The organism is Candidatus Venteria ishoeyi (assembly GCF_030378065.1).
Classification (GTDB): Bacteria; Pseudomonadota; Gammaproteobacteria; order Beggiatoales; family Beggiatoaceae; genus Venteria; species Venteria ishoeyi.
This window is the reverse complement of the sequence record NZ_JAUCGJ010000016.1, coordinates 30,380-52,607: the sequence shown is the minus strand read 5'-3', so window position 1 is coordinate 52,607 and position 22,228 is coordinate 30,380. Positions and strand designations below refer to the sequence as shown.

Annotated in this window: 17 protein-coding genes and 1 tRNA gene; 17 read left to right on the top strand and 1 reads right to left on the bottom strand. The window is 45.0% G+C overall.

Features of this window, described 5'->3' with window-relative positions; genetic code table 11:
- Positions 1-103 precede the first annotated feature (103 nt).
- From QUF61_RS07320 to QUF61_RS07285, 8 genes are all read left to right on the top strand, one after another.
- Positions 104-1,852, top strand: coding sequence for an FHA domain-containing protein (locus QUF61_RS07320; protein ID WP_289681189.1), 1,749 nt, complete (start codon positions 104-106; stop codon positions 1,850-1,852).
- A 136-nt stretch (positions 1,853-1,988) separates the two neighbouring features.
- Positions 1,989-4,295 (top strand): penicillin-binding protein 1B, encoded by a 2,307-nt coding sequence (gene mrcB / locus QUF61_RS07315; protein WP_289681188.1) that lies wholly within the window; start codon positions 1,989-1,991, stop codon positions 4,293-4,295.
- Between the two features lie 30 nt (positions 4,296-4,325).
- Positions 4,326-4,754 (top strand): hypothetical protein, encoded by a 429-nt coding sequence (locus tag QUF61_RS07310; RefSeq protein WP_289681187.1) that lies wholly within the window; start codon positions 4,326-4,328, stop codon positions 4,752-4,754.
- 5 nt (positions 4,755-4,759) lie between these two features.
- A complete protein-coding gene (gspC, locus tag QUF61_RS07305) occupies positions 4,760-5,635 on the top strand; it encodes a type II secretion system protein GspC (RefSeq protein ID WP_289681186.1) in 876 nt (291 codons plus the stop codon).
- 23 nt (positions 5,636-5,658) lie between these two features.
- Complete coding sequence (locus QUF61_RS07300) at positions 5,659-6,900, top strand: NupC/NupG family nucleoside CNT transporter (RefSeq protein WP_289681185.1); 1,242 nt, start codon at positions 5,659-5,661, stop codon at positions 6,898-6,900.
- A gap of 282 nt (positions 6,901-7,182) precedes the next feature.
- The gene (dacB, locus tag QUF61_RS07295) at positions 7,183-8,634 is read left to right on the top strand and encodes a D-alanyl-D-alanine carboxypeptidase/D-alanyl-D-alanine endopeptidase (RefSeq protein WP_289681184.1); all 1,452 of its coding nucleotides are present in this window, start codon (positions 7,183-7,185) and stop codon (positions 8,632-8,634) included.
- Between the two features lie 9 nt (positions 8,635-8,643).
- A complete protein-coding gene (locus QUF61_RS07290; protein WP_289681183.1) occupies positions 8,644-9,234 on the top strand; it encodes a PilZ domain-containing protein in 591 nt (196 codons plus the stop codon).
- A gap of 138 nt (positions 9,235-9,372) precedes the next feature.
- Positions 9,373-10,221 carry a DUF4743 domain-containing protein gene (locus tag QUF61_RS07285; protein WP_289681182.1) on the top strand — a complete coding sequence of 283 codons (849 nt, stop codon included), beginning with the start codon at positions 9,373-9,375 and terminating at the stop codon, positions 10,219-10,221.
- A gap of 320 nt (positions 10,222-10,541) precedes the next feature.
- On the opposite strand, the gene rfaD is transcribed toward QUF61_RS07285, so the two are convergent.
- Positions 10,542-11,510: an ADP-glyceromanno-heptose 6-epimerase gene (rfaD, locus tag QUF61_RS07280; RefSeq protein ID WP_289681181.1), complete on the bottom strand. Its 969-nt coding sequence runs from the start codon at positions 11,508-11,510 to the stop codon at positions 10,542-10,544.
- 273 nt (positions 11,511-11,783) lie between these two features.
- Between rfaD and ubiB the strand changes: the two genes are divergently transcribed.
- The 9 genes from ubiB (at position 11,784) to dnaK (ending at position 22,113) form a co-directional block, all read left to right on the top strand.
- Entirely contained in the window at positions 11,784-13,442 is a 1,659-nt protein-coding gene (ubiB, locus tag QUF61_RS07275; RefSeq protein WP_289681180.1) for a ubiquinone biosynthesis regulatory protein kinase UbiB, read from the top strand.
- Positions 13,439-14,221 (top strand): type III pantothenate kinase, encoded by a 783-nt coding sequence (locus QUF61_RS07270; RefSeq protein ID WP_289681179.1) that lies wholly within the window; start codon positions 13,439-13,441, stop codon positions 14,219-14,221. The genes ubiB and QUF61_RS07270 overlap by 4 nt, the downstream gene beginning before the upstream one ends.
- Entirely contained in the window at positions 14,218-15,609 is a 1,392-nt protein-coding gene (locus QUF61_RS07265) for a hypothetical protein (RefSeq protein ID WP_289681178.1), read from the top strand. Before QUF61_RS07270 ends, QUF61_RS07265 begins: the two co-directional genes overlap by 4 nt.
- Before the next feature lie 152 nt (positions 15,610-15,761).
- Positions 15,762-15,835: transfer RNA gene (locus QUF61_RS07260), tRNA-Thr, on the top strand.
- A 54-nt stretch (positions 15,836-15,889) separates the two neighbouring features.
- On the top strand, positions 15,890-16,312 hold the full coding sequence (locus tag QUF61_RS07255) for a response regulator (protein ID WP_289681177.1): 423 nt from the start codon (positions 15,890-15,892) through the stop codon (positions 16,310-16,312).
- Positions 16,313-16,552: 240 nt separating this feature from the next.
- On the top strand, positions 16,553-17,473 hold the full coding sequence (locus QUF61_RS07250) for an MBL fold metallo-hydrolase (RefSeq protein ID WP_289681176.1): 921 nt from the start codon (positions 16,553-16,555) through the stop codon (positions 17,471-17,473).
- Between the two features lie 199 nt (positions 17,474-17,672).
- A complete protein-coding gene (gene gatB, locus QUF61_RS07245) occupies positions 17,673-19,103 on the top strand; it encodes an Asp-tRNA(Asn)/Glu-tRNA(Gln) amidotransferase subunit GatB (RefSeq protein ID WP_289681175.1) in 1,431 nt (476 codons plus the stop codon).
- A gap of 247 nt (positions 19,104-19,350) precedes the next feature.
- Entirely contained in the window at positions 19,351-20,010 is a 660-nt protein-coding gene (grpE, locus tag QUF61_RS07240) for a nucleotide exchange factor GrpE (protein WP_289681174.1), read from the top strand.
- Between the two features lie 105 nt (positions 20,011-20,115).
- Complete coding sequence (gene dnaK, locus QUF61_RS07235; protein ID WP_289681173.1) at positions 20,116-22,113, top strand: molecular chaperone DnaK; 1,998 nt, start codon at positions 20,116-20,118, stop codon at positions 22,111-22,113.
- Positions 22,114-22,228 lie beyond the last annotated feature (115 nt).

Sequence of the window (22,228 nt, the reverse complement as noted above, 5' to 3'; positions counted from 1 at the left end):
CTTGCTATGCGCCTGTTTTCACGCCTTGAAAATGAATAAAAATCCTGCGCCCAGTTCCTGCACTTATTTCATCCTCACTCCTTAACTTCTGAAGTCTATTATCATGCTTTGTCTTATTAGTACGATTATTCGCCAAGCTAAATCCGGCGCGGTCTATCGTGATCGCATTCATAATGGTCTGCCGATCACTATTGGTCGCGGCGGTGAGCAAATTGTATTTTTGCCGGATTTACGCGTCGCGCTGCAACATGCGGAAATTACCACCGCAGCGGCGGGACGTTTTTTGCTGCGTACCCGTTCAGTATCCGGGGTGCGGGTTAATGATCAGCTGGTACAAAACACGCTGATTAAACCCGGTGACACCATCCGGATTGGTGATTCGCTGATCCACGTCAGTACCCGTGAAAATTATGATCTGGTGCTGGAAGTGGAAACCCGGCGTTTGTTGCGGGACATAGATGAGCATATCCAGACTCGCGCGCAGTTATCGCTCAGTGATACCAAGCTGAATATGCGGCGCTTGTCTTTGTGGTCTTTTTTCAGCATATTATTACTGTTTTTTGCCCTGCCACTGACTTATATTTATTTAGCTGACTGGTATCAGCCCTGGGTTTCAGATATTGAAGAATACCTGTCTACAGACGAGGAATATGTAGAGCTGCCAGCCATGCCGAAACTGTTAACAGATAATTTCTGGAACTCCGGCGAGGTTGCGGCAGCCCATCATTTTTTCCGTGAAGATTGCACCACCTGCCATCAAACGCCTTTTGAGCCGGTGCAGGATAAAGCCTGCGTGGCCTGTCACGATAAAACCCATCCTCATGTTGACCCGGAATTTTTTGAACTGGATCGCTTTAATGACCGTTGCGCCATCTGCCATATTGAGCATAATGGCAAACACGCGCTGATCAACCGTGATGATCAGTTGTGTAGTGATTGCCATAAAGATTTAAGTGAACAGGGTGTGAATACTACGCTGGAAGATGCGAGAGATTTTGGTGAGCAGCATCCAGCATTTAAACCAACCTTGACCAGTCATATTGATGGTCAGGATATCAGCAAACGGGTTGCAATGGATGATGAAGTCCGTTATATGGAGCAATCAAATCTGGAACATCCACATGATGTGCATCTTTCGCGTAAAGGCCTGGAAACCATTGATGGCATTTATCGTTTATGGTGTGATGATTGCCATACTTTAGAACCAGGCGGGGCAGGCTTTAAGCCGATCAATTTTGAACAGCACTGTCAGGAATGCCATAAACTCAGCTTTGAGCCGATGGAACTGGATCGCGTTGTGCCGCATGGTGAAGTGGGAGAGGTGCTTTACACCATTTTAGATTATTACAGCACTCAGGCACTGCGCGGTAATTATCGTAACGACTTTGATGTGCCGGAAATCGTGCAAATTGAGCGTTTTCCCGATGAGGAACTGGAAGGCGAAGAGCGCATGATCGCGCTGAACTGGGCGCGGGAGAAAGCGGAAGAAGTTGCCGAAGAGGTGTTTGAGTTCAGTGTTTGCGTTGAATGCCATCAAGTTGAAAAGGTGCAGGAAAGTCCGCCAAAGTGGCGTATTATCCCCATCCGTATTAACTCGGACTGGCTACCCCGCGCCCGTTATTCACATATTAAACACCAGACCATGAATTGCACCAGTTGTCATCTGGCGCAGGAGTCCAATAACAGCAGTGAAATTCTGTTGCCGGATATTGAGACCTGTCGTAATTGTCACGGCGGCGTGCATGATGACAGCCGCTTGCAATCAACCTGCGTGGATTGTCATGGCTTCCATGTTGCCAAGGAATTCAGCATGGGTAAAGATAAGGAAGCGGAAGAGGCCAGTTTGCCTTAAAAATACTTCTTCCAGACATAGGAACGATGTATGATTTTATAAAAGATTCATGTATTATCATAATCTTAAGGATGAGATTGTAAAGTAAATTATAGCAATCTAGTTCATCTTGTTGATTTGCAAGGTTTATTTAGAAATGGCTCACGGAAAAACTTATAAAAGACGTTCCCAGTTACGGCAACAGCGCCAGAAAAAAGTGCACAATCAGCGTTTTTTCCTGTTTAAATTGCGCTGGTTATTATTGCTGCTGATTACCATACCCCTGTTATCTTACGCGCTGACTATGGATGCAGAAGTGCGTGAGCGTTTTGAGGGTAAGCGCTGGGCTTTGCCTGCCAAGGTATTTGCGCGCCCGTTAGAAATTTATGCGGGGATGGAAATCAAACTGGCTGAGGTGCAAACAGAATTATCAGATTCAGGTTATCGCAAAACTTCGAGTTTAGACAAACCAGGGGATTATTACACCCGTGGACGGGATGTTTTTGTGTATACCCGTCCTTTCAGCTTTTGGGATGGTAAGGAACCTGCGCGGAAAATTCGGATTCGATTTAAAAATAAAGGTACGGTAATCACGCATATTGCAGAGTTGGAAAAACGCAAATTTATGCCAGTCTTGCGCCTGGATCCGATGCAGATTGCCAAAATTTACCCCACGCATAAAGAAGATCGCAGCCTGGTAAAAATCAAGAAAGTGCCACCCTTGCTGATTCAGGCTTTGATTGCAGTCGAGGATCGGGAGTTTTATACGCACAATGGCATTAATCTGTATGCTATTGGTCGTGCCGTATGGATGAATATCAAAGGCGGCAGTTGGTCACAAGGGGGTAGTACGCTGACGCAACAGTTGGTTAAAAACCTGATTCTGACGCCAGAGCGTACACTCAAGCGTAAGTTTAATGAAGCCAGCATGGCTTTATTGCTGGAATTACATTACGAAAAAGATGAAATTCTGGAGGCCTATCTAAATGAAGTATATTTTGGTCAAAACGGTGCGCATGAAATTCATGGCGTTGCTACCGCTTCCTGGTTTTATTTTAACCGACCTTTGGAACAGTTGGATATTCCTGAAATTGCGCTGTTGGTGGGTTTGATACGTGGCGCATCCTATTACAATCCACGTAAAAACCCGGAAAAGGCGAAAAAACGCCGTGCCTTGATCTTAAAACAAATGTATCAGCAAGGCGTGATTAGCGAAGTCCAGATGGAAGAGTCCTTAGGTGAGCCGTTGAATGTGGTGGCAAAACAGCCACGCAGTAAAACCCCTTATCCAGCTTTTCTGGATATGGTGCGTTTGCAGTTAAAAGAGGATTACCGGGAAGAAGATTTGCGTTCTGAAGGTTTGCAGGTTTTTACGACCCTGGATCCCATGCGTCAACGTCAGGCACAAACGGCAATGGTGAAACGCATACATAAATTAGAAAAACAAAACCGTAAATTGCGTGGCAAACTCAATGGTGCACTGGTGGTGACGCGCCCTGAAAATGGTGAAGTGCTGGCAGTGATTGGTGATCGCCGGGCGGGATTTAGTGGTTTTAACCGCGCATTAAATGCTAAGCGCTCGGTAGGTTCTTTAATCAAACCAGCCATTTATCTGACGGCACTGGAGAATTCCCGTACCTATTCCTTGCTTTCCTCGTTGGATGACAGCAAATTTGAATGGACGAATAAACAAACCGGCAAGGTTTGGAAACCGCGTAATTACAGCGGAAAAATCCACGGCAAGGTGCCACTGTTTAAGGCGTTGGGTTATTCCTATAACCTGGCGACAGTACACCTGGGTTTTGAATTGGGCTTGGATACGGTGAAAAACACCCTGATTCGCTTGGGTTTGGATAAAGATATCACCGTTTATCCTGCAACCTTGCTCGGTGGTATTGATCTCAGCCCGGTTGAAGTCACGCAAATGTATCAAACCCTGGCCAGCGGTGGTTTCCGTACGCCTTTGCGTACCATTCGTGATGTTCTGGCGCATGATGGTAAACCGTTAAACCGCTATGGTGTGCAGGTTGAACCACGTTTTAATCCTGCCTCTGTATTCCTGCTTAATCATGCCTTGCAACAGGCGGTACGCGGTGGCACAGGGCGTTCCACCGCCAAAGCGCTGTTACCTGAGCATATGCGATTGGCAGGAAAAACCGGTACTACGAATAATTATCGCGATAGCTGGTTTGCCGGTTACGGTAGTGATCTACTGGCGGTTGCCTGGGTTGGGCGCGATGATAATAAATCCATTCAATTAACCGGCGGCGGGGGTGCAATGAAAGTGTGGGCTGATTTTATGCGTATTGCAAAAGCGTCATCGTTAAGCAAGACATCACCTAAATATGTGCAATGGCGTAGAGTCCATGCGCCTAAAGGCAGTTTGACGCAACGTGCTGGAACGGTGAAAATACCTTTTATCGTAAACCAGGACTCTGGCATGTTGGCTTATAGTCCGGGATAATACCCTGAAAAAAGTAACTGGAAATTAATAATGTTATTGTCTTTTTTGAAATATACAGCGATGCTGAAACAAGTCTTGTTGCTGCTAGGGTTGCTGGCATTTAGTCTGCCACTGTCAGCCGCAGACGCTTCTGCGGCTGTTTCTTCCCTGCTCAAAAGTGCACATGAAGAATTCAGCAAGGGCAATAGCGAACAGTCTGCGGCGCTGCTTGAACGGGCATTGCGCATTGCGCCACAAAATCCGGTGTTATGGCATAATCTGGCAGGCGTCAGATTGAATCAGGAAGAGTGGGCTAAAGCCGCCAGTCTTGCAGCAAAATCCAATACCTTGTCCAGTGATAATAAATGGCTGCGCATTCGCAATTGGACGGTAATTGCACTGGCTTGTGATGGTATGGGTGATGCCAGTTGTCTGCGTGAAGCCCGTAGCCGCGCTCAGGCATTAGCGCGCAGTCACTAGTGTTTGTGCCAGACTTTGCATTCCTGGGGCGCTTAAAAGCTTTTCCCTGGATATTTTTATTGAATTTGTGTCTGGCGGCATTCGCTGCTTATCATTTAATGCAAGGCTGGTTACAGATTCAACGCCCATTAGCACAAACCCAAAAACAACATATAACATCCACCTCTTCTGTCCAGCCCGGTATAGCCAAGCTGGACATTCAGCCATTGCTGCAAAACAGTTTATTAGGCCAGCGTTTATCTACCTCAAGTCGGCAAATTCAGTCCCAGGCTTTGCAAAAAATTCCAGAGACAAAACTTGCTCTGACACTGCAAGGCACCTTATTCAGCGATGATAAAGAACAAGCCATCGCTGTGGTTTCCGTGCCTAAAAGCAAGGGCAAGGAATATCAGATTGGTGCAACCTTGCCTGGTGGCGTTAAGCTGCATGATATACAGGTTGATCGTGTAATATTGCAACGTAATCAAACCTATGAAACCCTGAAGCTGATACGTAAAAAAAACAGCTCAGCTAAATTACAATATTCAGCAGCCCCCATGCCGACAAACAAACCCATATCGGTTTTGGAAAATAAGCTTGCTAAACAACGCCAGCAGATTCTGGAAAATCCGGCTTCAATTGGTCATTACATTAGAATTCAGCCCCTGCGCCAGCATGGAAAATTCATGGGCTATCGCATTCACCCTGGTAAACAACCCGCCTTATTTACAGAAGCAGGCTTAAAATCAGGTGATATTGTGACACAATTAAATGCTGTCAAACTGGATTCACCATTAAAAGGTTTACAAGTCTTGCAACAACTGGCAGCGAATCAAACAGTGGACATTGAAGTGCTGCGCAATGGACGGGTGATGGCTTTTAATTTTCGTTTGGCACCTTAAAAACAAGGGAAGGAAGCGGCTTGATGATTTGGCAAAGTATCCTGGGCTTGCTCACTTTTCCACTGCTGGCCTGGGCTTTAAGTGAAAACCATCGAGCAGTAAAACTGAAAACCGTGGCGGCTGGTTTGCTTGTACAATTGATTCTGGCTTCAGTGTTATTAAATCTGCCTTTTTTACAGACGGTATTTTCCCTGCTCAATGACGCTGTATTGGCGCTGGAAGCGGCGACGCGTGCGGGTACTTCATTTATTTTTGGTTATGTGGGTGGTGGCGAAACGCCATTTACCACCAGCGCGCCCCACAACAGTTTTATCCTGGCATTTCAGGCGCTGCCCTTGTTGCTGGTTGTCAGCGCCTTGTCCGCATTGCTGTTTTACTGGCGCATCCTACCCTGGATTGTGCGTGGCCTGTCCTGGGGCTTACAAAAAACACTGAATATTGGTGGCGCACTGGGTTTGTCCACTGCGGCAAATATCTTCGTAGGCATGACAGAAGCACCCCTGTTTATTCGTCCTTATCTCAAGGAATTAACGCGCAGCGAATTATTTACGCTGATGGCAACCGGCATGGCAACCATAGCCGGTACCGTATTGGTTGTCTATGCTAATATTCTGCGCGATGTTGTGCCGGATATAATGGGGCATTTGCTGATTGCCTCTGTTATCAGTGCTCCAGCGGCGATTGCCATTGCCCAAATTATAGTGCCCGAAACCAAGGAGCCGACAGCGGGTGCATTACTGCCGCCGCAACAAGCCCACAGTGCAATGGATGCGATAAGCAAAGGTACATTAGATGGCATACAACTGTTAATTAATGTGATCGCCTTGCTGCTGGTATTTGTTGCGCTGGTTGCACTTATCAACAGCCTGCTGGCACTTTTACCCACAATCAATCAGGAAGCGTTGACCCTGCAACGCATATTAGGCTGGCTCATGGCTCCCGTTGTGTGGTTAATGGGCATTCCCTGGAGTGAGGCGCAAGCGGCTGGCGCATTAATGGGCGTGAAAACCATTCTCAATGAATTTGTGGCTTATTTGAACATGACGCAATTACCTGAAACCGCATTGAGCGAGCGCAGCCGTTTAATTATGGCCTATGCCTTATGCGGTTTTGCAAATTTTGGCAGCCTTGGCATTATGATTGGTGGTATTGGCACTATGGTACCGGAACGCCGCCAGGAAATTGTAGGACTGGGCTTGAAATCCATCATCGCCGGTACATTAGCCACATGTATGACTGGGGCTTTGGTGGGTGTATTTATTTAATCTCATAGAAAAAAATTGGATGGGAATGTAAAACCAGAATGCTGAATAAAAGTAAACTTTCAGTTTAATTCGTTATATACTTTATATTCAAAGTAAATAATTCAGATTTTACCCGCAATATAGTGCTTTATTCATTTATGTTGTTTTATGAAGCTTGTTTGGTTTGAGTGATTTGGATGTTTTCCTGTAAAAATAATGATGTAAGGAATGCTTGATATGCTGAGAAAATTTTTATTAAATTGTACAATTAGCTGCTTGCTATTCTCCTTTTCAACCTCGCTCATGGCTACAGAGCCTCAGACGCTTTCCCGGCAAATTAAAACAGCCCTGCAACCTAGCTGCCTGAATGCTGAAAATACCTCAATTCGCGTGGTATCCGTGCCTGATGGTAAAGAAATATTCAGTTACAACAGTGATGAGGCATTGTTGCCTGCATCCATACAAAAAGTGGTCACTACCGCAGCCGCCCTGCATTACCTGGGGCCTGAATTTCGTTTTACCACGGATGTGCGGCATACGGGTAAAATTGAGCAAGGAAAAATCAAAGGTAATTTGATTTTAAAAGGGGGGGGCGATCCCACCTTAAATACTGAACGTTTGTGGGAAATTGCGCGTAAATTGCGCCAAAGTGGTATTACTGAAATTACAGGTAATTTAATTGCCGATGTCAGTTATTTTGATCAGTATGATCGTGCGCCTGCCTGGAAAGTTAAACGCAGTCAACGCGCTTATGATGCCAAGCTCAGTGCTTTATCGCTGAATTTTAACAGCGTAGCCGTGCATGTGCAGCCGGGTGATGAGGTGGGTGATGATCTGAATGTCTGGCTGCAACCGAATCCTGCTTATATGCAGTTGATGAATTTAGGCAAAACCACAAAGAATACCCGAAAAAATCACAAGCGTAAGGGCATCTGGGCACAACGCAAAAGCGTTTTAGCCAATCAACATTTACCTATTGAAGTCAAAGGTCATTTGCCAGTCAATGCTTCAGAGCAGGTGTTTTTTCTGAACGTCAATAATCCCGCACATTATGCGATTGCTACATTTCATGGTTTTTTACAACAACAAGGTATACGGGTGCGTGATAAGGTGCATATCAGCCATGATAAAGTGGCTTCTGCAATGTTATATCGCTATAAATCAGCGCCCTTGTCGATTATCTTAAAAGAATTAAATACCTATTCCAGTAATTTTATGGCGGAGCAGGTATTAAAAACACTGGCTGCTGAAAAAACCAAACAGGCTGGCAGTCACGAGAATGCGCTAAGCCTGGTTCGTCAGTTTTTGCAACAGCAAGACATTTCCCTGCAAAACATTCATTTGACAGACGGTTCTGGTTTATCCAGAAAAAATCGTTTCACTGCCCGTGCGATGACTGATTTATTAGTTAAAACCTACCCACGTTTTGATATTGGCCCAGATTTTTTAAGCTCTTTGCGCGTGATGGGGGCTTCTGGCGCACATTCCCGACGCCTGAAAAAATCCCCTGCCAAAGGCCGGGTGCGTGGAAAAACCGGTACCTTGCACCAGGTGAGTACACTGGCTGGTTATATCCCTGATCGTAGTGGCAAAAACTTGTATGCTTTTGCATTTTTTCTGAATAAAAATCGCTGTGGTTATAGAGGTGCAGATAAGGTGGAAGATGCTATTTTACATGCACTATTTCAGCAAGGTAAGGACGGGCAGCCGCATCCGTTGCGTAATCCGCCTATCCTCAGCAGTTTGATTCAATAAGTTAGCGCGATGGATACTCACAAAGAAAAACGCCGTAATCGCCGCTGGGATTTGGTCTTATATCTGCCTGTCATCGATCAAAAAGAAGGTCGTATTATCGGTTATCTATCCGATATTACCACCATGGGGGTTATGGTGTTAAGTGAGAAACCCATAGCGCTAGAAGAAGAACATTTGCTCAGCATCCATCTGGAAAAATTGCCCAGCCACGATAACCAACAGGAAAGCGGTAAATCTTACATTCACTTTCGCGCCAGTAGCCGTTGGAGTAAACCCATTAATAACAATCTTTATATGTTAGGGTTTATGATTACAGAAATCAGTGCAGAAGACCTGGATGCCATTCGTTTACTGATTCGTCAGATTGGTATTTATCAATTTGTTGATATTATGATTCAAATTGATGACATTACCAATGCGCAAGAACGCCAGCGTCTGGAAGAGGCGGTTTGTGAAACAGAAGGCGTGGCTTCTGCCGTGTTTGAATCGGATAACCCGCATTTAATGATCATACAATATGAATTAGGTGAAGTGGGGTCGGCACAAATTTTACAGCAAATTACAGCGCAGGGGATTCGGGCGCATCTGGTTATTTTATAGATAACTTGAGTTCGGTGTAAGCTTCATTCATACACTGTGCTCCTGAAAGTCGCTTTCACCTCACGCTAAGTTATTGATGCTGCGCTCCAGATTTAAGTGTTTTGGATAAAAAACCATAGGTAGAATCCAGGTTAAATCATGTCAAAAAAATTATTACGCTGGGTAACACAATGCAACCAGCACAATCCGCAGCATTTTATTCCATTTTATATTCAAAGCCAGGCCGTAGGCGCGATTCACCACAGCCGTATTGAACTGTTTCAGGAACATCCTGATATTTTTACTGTCACATCTGAGGCCATCGTTCTCCAGGATCACTTGCATACACCAGTGCAACGCACTCACGCACTGGCAGAGATATTAAGCCACTGGCAGCAAAAAAATTATTTTCGAGGCCGCAATGAATACTATCGCGTGTGTACCGACTTTACTTTGCCAGCATTAATGGAAATGGATCGTGGTGCAACCAGTTTATTTGGTGTACGTAAATACGGCATACATCTTAATGGTCTAACCTGGCGCGATGGGCAATTGCATATGTGGATCGCCAGACGCAGTGCTGCTTGCCCAATTTTCCCCTTACGCCTGGATCAAATGGTTGCTGGTGGTTTAACTGCGGGTTACACTGCCCAGGAAGTGTTGCTGAAAGAGTCGGCAGAAGAAGCGAATATCCCGGAAAAACTGGTAAAACAGGCAAAAGCCGTGGGGTTACTGACTTATACTATGGATCAGGAACAGACTTGTTTGTCCAATACCCTGTTTTTATATGATATCTTTCTACCTGAAGACTTTAAGCCACAAAATACCGATGGCGAAGTTGAAGATTTTTATTGTCTGCCAATTGATGAAGTGATTGCAAAGGTTAAAGAGACTGATGAATTTAAAACCAATAGCAATTTAGTGATTATTGATTTTATGGTGCGTTATGGTTATTTAACACCAGATGAAACACATTATAGTGAAATTGTGCAGGGGTTAGTTTCTTAAGGAGCGAGAATTTTATAACTTCAGCAACCTGGCTGGTCTTTTTCTCCATTTTCTGTGTTCCGAAAACAGTTACATAGCTTGCTATGCGCCTGTTTTCACGCCTTGAAAATGAATAAAAATCCTGCGCCCAGTTTCTGTATTTATTTTATCCTCACTCCTAAGGGAACAGCATTATCTACACACCGAACCAAGTTCCTGACAACAAGTCTATTGCAATAGGCCGCCAGCATTGCCAATACTCGTGTACTTTCCAGTACTGAACATTGAACAAAAACTGGTGGCAACTGGTACGCTTGGCCTACGTTAGGCGCTATAGATGTTTATTTGGTTTCCAGCGTGTTCAACTGTTCCAGATACGCTTTCACCCCTTCTTCTACGGTCTTAAAGGGTTTATCATAACCCGCCTGACGCAAGGTGCTGATATCTGCCTGGGTAAAACTCTGATAGCGGCCTTTGAGATGCTCAGGAAAAGGAATATATTCAATTTCCCCCTGCTGGTGCCAAGCTAACACGGCATTGGCAACATCATTAAAGCTTTGGCTGCGCCCGGTACCAACGTTGAATATGCCGGAAACTTCGGGGTTATCCAGGAACCATAAATTAACGCCAACTGCATCACCGACATAAATAAAGTCCCGGCGCTGCTCACCGTTGGCATAACCATCACAGCCTTCAAATAATTTGAGCTTGCTGTTTTCCTGAACCTGGTTATTAAAATGAAAGGCGACACTGGACATGGTGCCTTTGTGCTGCTCACGCGGCCCATACACGTTGAAATAACGAAAACCCGCAACCTGACTGTGCTGTGGATGTTTTGCCATATACCGGCGCAGATATTGGTCAAACAAAAATTTGGAATAACCGTAAACATTCAGCGGTGCTTCATGGTCTCGCTGCTCACTGAATACATTACCATCACCGTAAACCGAGGCGCTGGAAGCGTATAAAAACGGAATCTGATATTCCTGGCAAGCCAGAAACAGTGTTTTTGTGTATTCATAATTATTATCCATCATATAACGCCCGTCCCATTCGGTGGTGGAAGAGCAGGCACCAAGATGAAATACACCGCGCACACGCTGCGGATCAAAAGCAGTTTTGCCCTGGCGAATATCCTGAATAAAATCACGTTTATCCTGAAAATCAGCAATTTCACAATCTGTCAGATTTTTAAATTTGATGCCGTTTTCCAGATTATCGACTACCAGAATGTCGCTTTCTCCGCGTTCATTGAGGGCTTTTACAATATTACTGCCAATAAAACCGGCACCGCCAGTTACGATATACATAGAAATTCCTTAAATAGGTAACTTAATCAGAAGCACACCTGTTTATTGGATAATGCTGTTTTCCACAACAAGATATTCAAAAAAAACAGGTGCTCATGGAAAGAGTAAAAATGTTTTTGCAACAAATGTCCAGTATAACGAAACCATAAAGCAGGTTTATACAGATATTGTCTCCCTTGATTCCGGCAGTAGCCTATAAATTAATCTGAAATTGATATGGAATTCGGGTTAATATAATACGTTTTGCCTGTTTCCTAATTAAAAGCGCGTGATATGGCTTCTTTACTTCCTTTTCGTCAGGTTTTACGCCTGTTTAACATCTACCATACCCTGGTACGCAATGGTTTAGATGAAATGCTTGAAGAAACTCAGGTTTCCTGGGTTTTTCGTTTACCTTTATATTTAACCCCAAGCTATTGGCTGAGTGATAAAACCCGTCCCCGAGGTGAGCGTATCCGTCATACGCTGGAAGAGTTAGGCCCGATTTTTATCAAATTTGGGCAGATTTTATCCACCCGGCGTGATTTACTGCCTGATGATATTGCTGAGGAATTAGCCAAGCTACAGGATCGGGTCAGGCCCTTGCCTCCCGGTCAGGCTGAGGAGATTATCACCCAGGCCTATCGCAAACCTTTAGATGTTCTGTTTCGTGAATTTGATCCAGAACCACTGGCTGCGGCATCCATTGCCCAGGTACACAAAGCCACGCTAAATGATGGTGAAGACGTTGTGGTTAAGGTGGTGCGCCCCGGCATCCGTCCTAAAATTCGTCAGGATGTTGAAGTCATGTATCTGCTGGCACATCTGGCACAGCGTTATTCTGCGGATGGGCGCAGACTGCGACCGGTGGAAGTGGTTCAGGAATTTGAACACACCCTGTATAACGAATTGGATTTATTTCAGGAAGCGGCTAACTGTACCTTGTTGCGGCGTAATTTTGAAAACTCTGAACTGCTTTATATTCCTGAAGTGGAATGGGATTACACCCATAAAAATGTCATGGTCATGGAACGGATGCATGGCGTACCCGTCAGTGATATGCAAACTTTAAGAGATGCGGGGGTTAATTTTCGTTATCTGGCTGAAGCCGGTGTTGAGGTGTTTTTCACCCAGGTATTCCGGGATAATTTTTTTCATGCCGACATGCACCCCGGAAATATTTTTATCGACATAACCAATCCCGAATATCCTGCTTATATCGCAGTGGATTTTGGTATCGTTGGCACCTTAAACCCTTCCGATCAGCATTATCTGGCAGAAAATTTTCTGGCTTTTTTTAACCGTGATTATCGCAAGGTTGCGCAGTTGCACGTTGATTCCGAATGGGTGCCGCTAGGTACGCGGGTGGAAGAGTTTGAAAGTGCAATTCGCAGTGTCTGTGAGCCGATTTTTAACCGCCCACTGAAAGAAATTTCTTTCGGTTTACTGTTGCTGCGATTGTTTCAGACTGCGCGGCGTTTTAATATGGAAATTCAGCCACAGTTGGTTTTGTTGCAAAAAACCCTGCTTAATATCGAAGGCTTGGGGCGGCAGCTTTATCCTGACCTGGATCTCTGGCAAACGGCTCAGCCTTTTCTGGAGCGTTGGGTGCGTGAGCGAATCGGGGTGCGCGCAGTTTTTCATAATTTCAAAGAGCACATGCCTGAATTATTAGAGGCTTTGCCGGAATTACCGGGATTAATTCATGATAATCTTGCGGAAATCCGTCATGTACGCAAACACCGCACGGAAACCATTACAGAATTACGCGCCTTACGCAGTGAAGTTGAACAATTAGGTCAGAAAAACCGGTTTTCTATCGGTGGTGGCGCGCTGCTCATCAGTGGTGCTTTGATTCTTGCCCTGGAAAGCCTGTATGTGTTGAATATGCCATTGCTGGGCGTTGTACTGGCAAGTTTGGGTATGGTTTTGTTTTTATTATCCTGGTTATGATTTTATTGCTTGATGCTGGCAATACACGCTTAAAATGGTGTTTACTACAGCAATCTCGTTGTAGCAAAATGCACGATAGTGCTTACAATTTAAGTGCCTTAAATGAGATTACACTAGCCGAAAAACCTGAAGCAGTCTGGATAGCCAGTGTTGTCAGTCCCGCACAAAACCGCTTATTGACGCAATGGGTGGCGCAGCGTTGGGATGTACCGCTGCACTGGGTAAAAGTACAAACCCAGGCTTTTGGTGTGTTAAATGGCTATGAACAGGCGCAGCAACTGGGCGTGGATCGCTGGCTGGCGTTATTGGCAGCGCGTCAAAAAACAAGTGCAAATGTTTGTGTTGTTGACTGTGGCACAGCGGTAACAGTGGATATTTTAGATAAAAACGGTCATCATAAAGGTGGAATGATTTTACCTGGATTAACAATGATGGCACAATCTCTGGGGCAGCGCACCCATGCCTTGTCAGCAAGCACAAACACCCTGACTAAGTGCGCTCAAATCCAACAAAATAGCAAACGGGAATCAAATCCAAAACAGCAGCAATATTGGGGACGGAATACGCAACAATGTATAGAAATTGGCACCGTATATGCTGTATCTGGAGCAGTTATGCGTTTATTAAATGAAGTGGAACAGAATACTAAAATGCCGGTCACTTGCCTGCTGACAGGCGGGGATGCAAAAATTTTATATCCTTACCTGCCCGATACCTGCCACTGGGTGCCTGAATTGGTACTGCAAGGTATTGCGGTTATTGCGGAAAAAACATCATGAGAAGCATTGCTTTATTTTTATTATTAGGCAATTTAGCAGCCTTTTATTACTGGCAATTTTATGCCCCGCCACAAGCTGAAAAAACATCAGTTGCCAAGTTACCCAAGGGTGTTCCACAACTTGCGCTATTATCCGAGCAGGCACCGGCGGCTTTATTACAGACCAGCCCTGCAACGCAAACAGCATCCATAACACCTGCTGAAGCTGAAGTTATCGCTGTTGCAATGAAAGGCGCAACTGAACCTCCAGCCATTTCTAAAACTGTTGCCCCTCCTTTTGTCAATGAGGACGGCACGGAACAGCCCCTTGTAACTGACTTGGCAGAAGCGCCAACAGAAGCTGGCGAAAATAAAATACAGGCAGGTACTGTCAGTGGTGATGAGTTGACGACAACAATAATTGCACAAGCAGCAACCCCATCAATGCCGATCCCACAACCTAAGACTGTCAGCGAGCAGCAAGGCAGCAGACAGAAAGATCCCGCTTTTGTGCAAAAACTCTCTAATTTACCGGATAATATGGGGCAGGCATTCAGCGATTTACGACAATTTCGTATCAAACCCGAAGCAAAGGCAAAACCTGTAACGGATACGAGCAGTGGTGCCAATCAAGCTTCAGCCGCACCCGCATTCATGAAATTACCTGCCGCGCTGTCTGGCTCTCCGGCAGTGCTCAGCAGCACGCCGCAAGCAAAAAAGGCCATGCAGGCAATGACCACGCCGCCACCACAATTAGGGCCTTTTGCAACAAGCACGGCAATGACAACGCAAACCTTAGCCAAATTACCAATGGCCTTGCCACAAGCAACGCCACCACTGGTTATCCCAAAAACTGCCAGTGCTCAAAAATCAGAAAAAAAACCTGAGAAAAAAACCAGCACGGCAAAATCCGTGTCAGCAAAAAAAATACCCCGCAAAAAACATAAAAAATCATCAAAACAGTTATGTTATCGCACAGGCACCTATTCAAAGCGCCAAAGTGCTGAACATGCACAACGCTGGTTTCAGAAAAAAGGGATGCGCAGCAAACTGAAAATACAGGGTAAACCTAAATTAACGACTTCCAAAGTATATTTACCTGCCTATCAAACGCGCGCTGTGGCACAATATATGGTACAACAATTAACCCAAAGAGGGATTCGGGATTACCAGTTAAATGCCGATAATTCGATTTCTTTGGGAGTTTTTCGGGATGCAGATGGCGCACAGCGTAGAATGGTGCAACTGCATCATTTAGGCTTTCATGAGGTTAAAATTTTACGGCGTTACCAAGGTGCTCGGCAGTATTGGTTGTATTTGAAAATACCAGAAAACCGCACAGGCATATTGAAATCTTTTGTAAATGCCTTTAAGGTGCTAAGACCAAAACGCATATCCTGTAAAGGTTAACTTGGCTGAATGAAGCCTTGCTGTAAAAAATATAAATATAAGGTATTGCCTTAAGCACAGAAATTGCATAGAATACGCGCTTGCTCATGAAGTGCAGTCGGCAGATTAAGCGTAAAAGCCTTGGTTAACAGGCTTTGCAAGCAAAATTAAGTGCCCTGGTAGTTAAATGGTATAACAGGTGATTTGTAATCACTTATTGGGGGTTCGATTCCCTCCCGGGGCTCCATTTGTTTATTATGCAAGCAGGACTTGGATTTCATAACAAACGGGTTTAGAGTCGATGACAGAAAAAATGCCAATCATCGTGGTGGTAGATGACAGTACAACTTCAATCTCGTTGTATCAGTTCAGTCTCGAACCCTTAGGTATTCACTTTCAGGGGTTTACTTCCCCACTTGATGCCTTGCCCTATCTTGCCGAACATACCCCTGATCTGATATTTCTGGATATTATTATGCCAGGAATGGATGGCCTTACGTTTTTACAAAAACTGCGCGACTTCTCCCATCAAAAAACCACACCCGTAGTAATGGTTACTTCTAAAGACTATGCCCAGGACCGTTATATTGCAAAGCAATTGGGTGCGCTGGATTTTTTGATCAAACCGCTGCGTTTTAAAGAAATTCGCGCATTGGTTTACCAACACGCGACCCGCAAACCACCTGCTTTAAATGAGCAGGCAAACAAAGCCCCCTCGTCATGAAGAATCACTGGATGAAATGCGGGTAAATCCTGTACAATCGGTTGGAAAATATTTTTCTAAGGAACGAGGATGAAATAAGAACCAAAACCGGGCGCAGGATTTTTGTTCATTTTCAAGGCATGAAAACAGGCGCATAGCAAGCTATGTAAGTGTTTTTATAACGCAGAAAATGGAGAAAAAGGCCAGCCTGGTTTCGGGAATTATAAAATCCTCGTTCCTAATACCAATGACTGTAACTGGATGACTTTACCTGATCACTATTTACGCTTCTGGGGTGTGCGTGGTTCCTATCCCGCCCCTTTTGCCAGCCACCTGAAGGTGGGGGGGAATACCTCCTGCATTGAAATTTTTTCGGATGGGCATTTGCTCATTTGCGATGGCGGCACGGGCATTATTCCCTTAGGCAATATGCTGATGGGGCAATCAGAAATTCGTGAAGTTACGATTTTACTCACCCATTACCATTGGGATCATATTTCTGGCTTGCCTTTTTTTGTGCCTGCGTTTGTACCGGGCTGGAAAGTAAATTTTTTTGGCCCAGGCGATTGCCCCGCAGAAATTGAACAACGTATTTCCGGGCAAATGCAAAGCCCTTATTTCCCGGTCGAAGTTGAAACCTGGCTGGCAGACATCAAATATTTGCCAACGCATCAGGAATCTTTTCAGCAAGGCCCGTTTAAGATTCGCCATTTTAATGTCCATCATCCTGGCACAACCTTTGGTTATCATATTGAGTTTGCCGGAAAATCCCTGGTTTACATATCAGATAATGAACTGGCGTTTATTGATCATAATATTCGGATGCGGGCTGAAGAACTGGAAGAAGAAGAGCATCGCTTGATTCTTGCCATGCAGGAAGAAGAGCGAGAAAATGCGCTGAAGGATATCAATCAAGCCGATATATTTATTCATGATGCACAATACACGAAAGAAGACTACGCTAAAAAACGGGGCTGGGGACATTCCTGTTACCTTGAAACCACGCAGTTTGCAATTGATGCCAAGGTAGGGGATCTGTATTTGTTTCATGTTGATCCGAATTATGATGACAATAAGATTGATTTATTGCATCAAGATGTATTAAAAGTGGTTGATGAGGCACAATCTCCGTTGCGTTGTCATATTGCGCGTGAAGGCAAAATCATTGACTTGAGCAAGTAAATGATCTGAGTTCGATTTAGGCTTCATTCATCGCTTAATGCGATGAAAGCCGTCAAACTCTCACACTATTTATTTATAGTACGCGCTGGAGTTAAGCATTTTTGGGTAAAATTGATTCAGGTTTTATTCACTATTTTGCGCTGATCGCGTTAAAATCTCGCGTTGTTTTAATTTAAAATAAAGAAAGATAAGGTGAACTATGGAATGGGAAGTCGTTATCGGCCTGGAAATTCATGCCCAATTGGCAACCAAAAGTAAAATTTTTTCCCGTGCTTCCACGGCTTATGGCGCTGCGCCTAACACGCAAGCCTGTACAGTGGATCTGGGTTTTCCTGGTGTCTTGCCGGTACTGAATAAAGAAGCGGTGCGTATGGCGGCTAAATTTGGTTTAGCTATTGGTGCTAATGTCGCAAGACGTTCTGTTTTTGCGCGTAAAAACTATTTTTACCCAGACCTGCCCAAGGGTTATCAAATCAGCCAGTTTGAACTGCCGATTGTTGAAACCGGTAAAACGGAAATTGAGGTTGACGGTAAAACTAAAGTTGTTGGTATTACTCGCGCTCATCTTGAAGAAGATGCCGGTAAATCCCTGCATGAAGATTTTCACGGTAAAACCGGCGTTGATTTGAATCGCGCAGGCACGCCATTGCTGGAAATCGTATCTGAGCCAGATATGCGCTCCGCCAAAGAAGCCGTGGCTTATATGAAAAAAATCCATTCTCTGGTGCGTTATCTGGAGATTTGCGATGGCAATATGCAGGAAGGCTCTTTGCGCTGTGATGCCAATGTTTCTATGCGTCCTAAAGGCCAGGAAGCTTTTGGCACCCGTACTGAATTAAAAAACCTGAATTCTTTCCGCTTTGTAGAACGCGCGATTAATTACGAAATTGAGCGCCAGATTGACGTGCTGGAAGGTGGCGGAGAAGTGAGTCAGGAGACGCGCTTATACGATGCTGATAACAATACAACCCGCCCCATGCGCAGTAAGGAAGAAGCCAACGATTATCGTTATTTCCCCGATCCCGACTTATTGCCAGTGACAGTGGAAGATGACTTTTTAGATGCAGTCAAAGCCACCTTGCCGGAATTGCCAGATGATAAAAAACATCGCTTTATATCAGATTTTGGTTTATCCGCTTATGATGCTGAAATACTGACGTCCAGTCGCGACTTAGCCGATTATTATGAAGCTGTCATCACAGCATCCGGCGGCAGCCCCAAACTGTGTGTCAACTGGGTGATGGGCGAACTTGCCGGTGCGTTAAATAAAAACAGCCTGGATATTACCCAATCCCCGGTGTCCGCCGCGCAACTGGCGGGTATGCTCAAGCGTATTGAAGATAACACCATTTCCGGGAAAATCGCAAAACAGGTCTTTGAAGCCCTGTGGAACCAGGAAGGTGATGCCGATACCATTATCGAGCAAAAAGGCTTGAAACAGGTCACGGACAGCGGTGCGATTGAAGCGGTGATTGATGAGATCATCAGTAATAATGCCGCCCAGGTTGAAGCTTATCGAGGTGGCAAGGATAAGTTATTTGGTTTCTTTGTGGGCCAGGTTATGAAAGCCACCAAGGGTAAAGCCAATCCTAAACAGGTTAATGAACTACTGAAAAGCAAGTTAGCCTGAGTTCGATTTAGGCTTCATTCATCGCTTATTGCGATGAAAGCCGCCAAAATCTTGTGAAAACCATGATGTAGCTTGCTATATCATGGTTTTCATGCTTTAAGCCTGATAGTTTTTAAAGCGATTCCCCACAACTTTAAACCCAGTTTGGATTTATACGCGGCTTATCGTCAAAATCACGCCTTTCCCCTTGAAGCACTGTAATCCAGCCCCATAACCTGTACTCAAAAATTTCATCCAGGAGAACCTCATGAGCAAAGAAACAGAAGCCGCTGAAGTGAACGATAAAACAGCAGACGTTAATGAAGCTGCCAGCACGGAAACCGTAACAGACAACAATGAAAGCCCGGAAACGGTTGCAGCAGCGGAGACTGAAGAAGCAGAGCAAGAGGTGGTTGAAGAGCAAGCCAGCACTGAAAAAACTGTAGCAGACGCTGAACTGGATGCCAATGCGCTGAAAATCGAATTAGATACCGCACAGCAAAAAATTACTGCATTGCAGGAGCAGTTATTACGCCAACAGGCAGAACAGGAAAATGTCCGTAAACGCCTGAACCGGGAAGTCGAAGATGCGCATAAATACGGACTGAAAAATTTTGCGCTGGAATTATTACCCATTAAAGACAGCATGGAAATGGGTCTGGAAGCAGCAACACAGGAACAGGCCAGCATAGACACCTTGCGTGAAGGTAATGAATTGGCCTTAAAAATGTTTTCCGGGGCATTAGATAAATTTAATATCGAAATCATTGATCCGGCCAATGAAAAATTTAATCCAGATTTACATGAAGCCATGTCAATGGCTCCTAACCCTGAAGCAGAATCCGGCACGGTTTTACATGTCCACCAAAAGGGTTATCAATTAAATGGGCGTTTACTGCGCCCTGCGCTGGTTATTGTCTGCCAATAATCCTTAATGATACTGCTTGAAAAAAACAGCAAGACCCCAACATCCTCAAGCAGCTAAAACATATTGGAATTAAAAAAACCTATTATTTAGGAGAGGAATTTAACAATGGGTAAAATTATCGGGATCGATCTGGGTACAACCAACTCTTGCGTTGCGGTGATGGAAGGCAAAGAGGCGCGCGTGATAGAAAACAGCGAAGGCGCACGTACCACCCCTTCTATCGTTGCATTTGCCAAAGATGATGAAGAAATTCTGGTTGGACAATCCGCCAAGCGTCAGGCCGTTACCAATCCTGATAATACCCTGTTTGCAATCAAACGTTTAATTGGTCGCCGCTTCAAAGATGATGTGGTGCAGCGCGATGTCAGCATGGTGCCTTATAGCATTGTCGGCGCTGACAATGGTGATGCCTGGGTGGAAGTCAAAGGCAAGAAAATGGCACCGCCAGAAGTTTCTGCGCGCATCCTGATGAAAATGAAAAAAACCGCTGAAGAATATCTCGGCGAAGAAGTCACCGAAGCAGTAATTACCGTACCGGCTTATTTCAACGATTCCCAACGTCAGGCAACCAAAGACGCCGGACGTATTGCGGGTCTTGAAGTCAAGCGCATTATCAACGAGCCAACCGCAGCAGCACTGGCTTACGGCATGGACAAAAAACACGGCGACTCTAAAGTAGCCGTTTATGACTTAGGTGGCGGTACTTTTGATATTTCCATTATCGAAATTGCAGAAGTTGACGGCGAGCACCAGTTTGAAGTGTTATCCACCAATGGGGATACCTTCCTCGGTGGTGAAGATTTTGATATGCGTATCATCGACTATCTTGTCGAAGAATTCAAAAAAGATTCCGGCGTTGACCTGCGCAATGATCCACTGGCCTTGCAGCGTCTGAAAGAAGCCGCTGAAAAAGCCAAGATTGAGTTGTCATCTACCCAGCAGACTGATATTAATCTGCCGTATATTACCGCCGATGCCAGCGGCCCTAAACACCTGAATATCAAACTGACCCGTGCAAAATTTGAAGGGCTGGTTGAAGAGTTGGTTGAGCGTACTGTTGCGCCCTGCAAAACGGCCTTAACGGATGCTGGCTTGAGTGCTTCTGAAATTGATGAAATCATTCTGGTTGGTGGTCAAACCCGTATGCCCAAGGTGCAGGAAATCGTTTCTGGATTTTTTGGTAAAGACTCCCGTAAAGACGTGAACCCTGATGAAGCGGTTGCCGTGGGCGCAGCCATTCAAGGCGGTGTATTATCCGGTGATGTTACAGACGTGTTGTTGCTGGATGTTACCCCATTGTCTCTGGGTATTGAGACCATGGGTGGCGTGATGACCAAGTTAATTGATAAAAACACCACCATCCCAACCAATGCCTCACAAGTATTTTCCACCGCTGATGACAACCAGACTGCGGTAACTGTGCATGTATTGCAGGGTGAGCGCGAAATGGCTTCCGCCAATAAATCACTGGGACGTTTTGATTTAAGCGATATTCCTCCAGCACCGCGTGGCATTCCGCAGATTGAAGTGGCTTTTGACATTGATGCTAACGGTATTTTGCACGTTTCTGCAAAAGACAAAGCCACCGGCAAAGAGCAGTCCATTCGTATTACTGCTTCCAGTGGTCTGGATGAAGCAGAAATTGATAAAATGGTCAAAGATGCCGAAGCCCATGCCGCAGAAGATAAAAAATTCCATGACTTAGTCAATGCGCGTAATCAGGCTGATACCATGATTCACGCTACGGAAAAATCCATTGGTGAAATGGGTGATAAAGTCGAAGCAGATGAAAAAGAGCGCATTGAAAAAGCCATTGCAGCCTTGCGTGAAGCTGTTAAAGGTGATGACCTGGAAGAAATCGAAGGCAAAACCAAAGCCTTAACCGAAGTGTCCGGTAAATTGGCAGAACAGATGTACGCCAATGCCGGTGGTGCTGAAGGTGCGGCTGGCGCTGCGGGGCCGGAGGGCTTTAGTGATGCGGCTGCTGCCGCTGCCGCTGCTGCCGCAGCAGGCGCTGGCACTGATGCGGGTCAGGCTGAGAAAAAAGCTGATGATGACGTAGTTGATGCAGAGTTTGAAGAAGTTAAGGATAAAAAATCTTAAAAAATCATACTGATTTTTTAACTTCTTTATTTTCTCGTTCCCAGCATCTTGCTGGGAACGAATACTTCGCCGCTTCTGCGGCGATTTTGGTTGAAGTACATAAGGAAAAAATGCT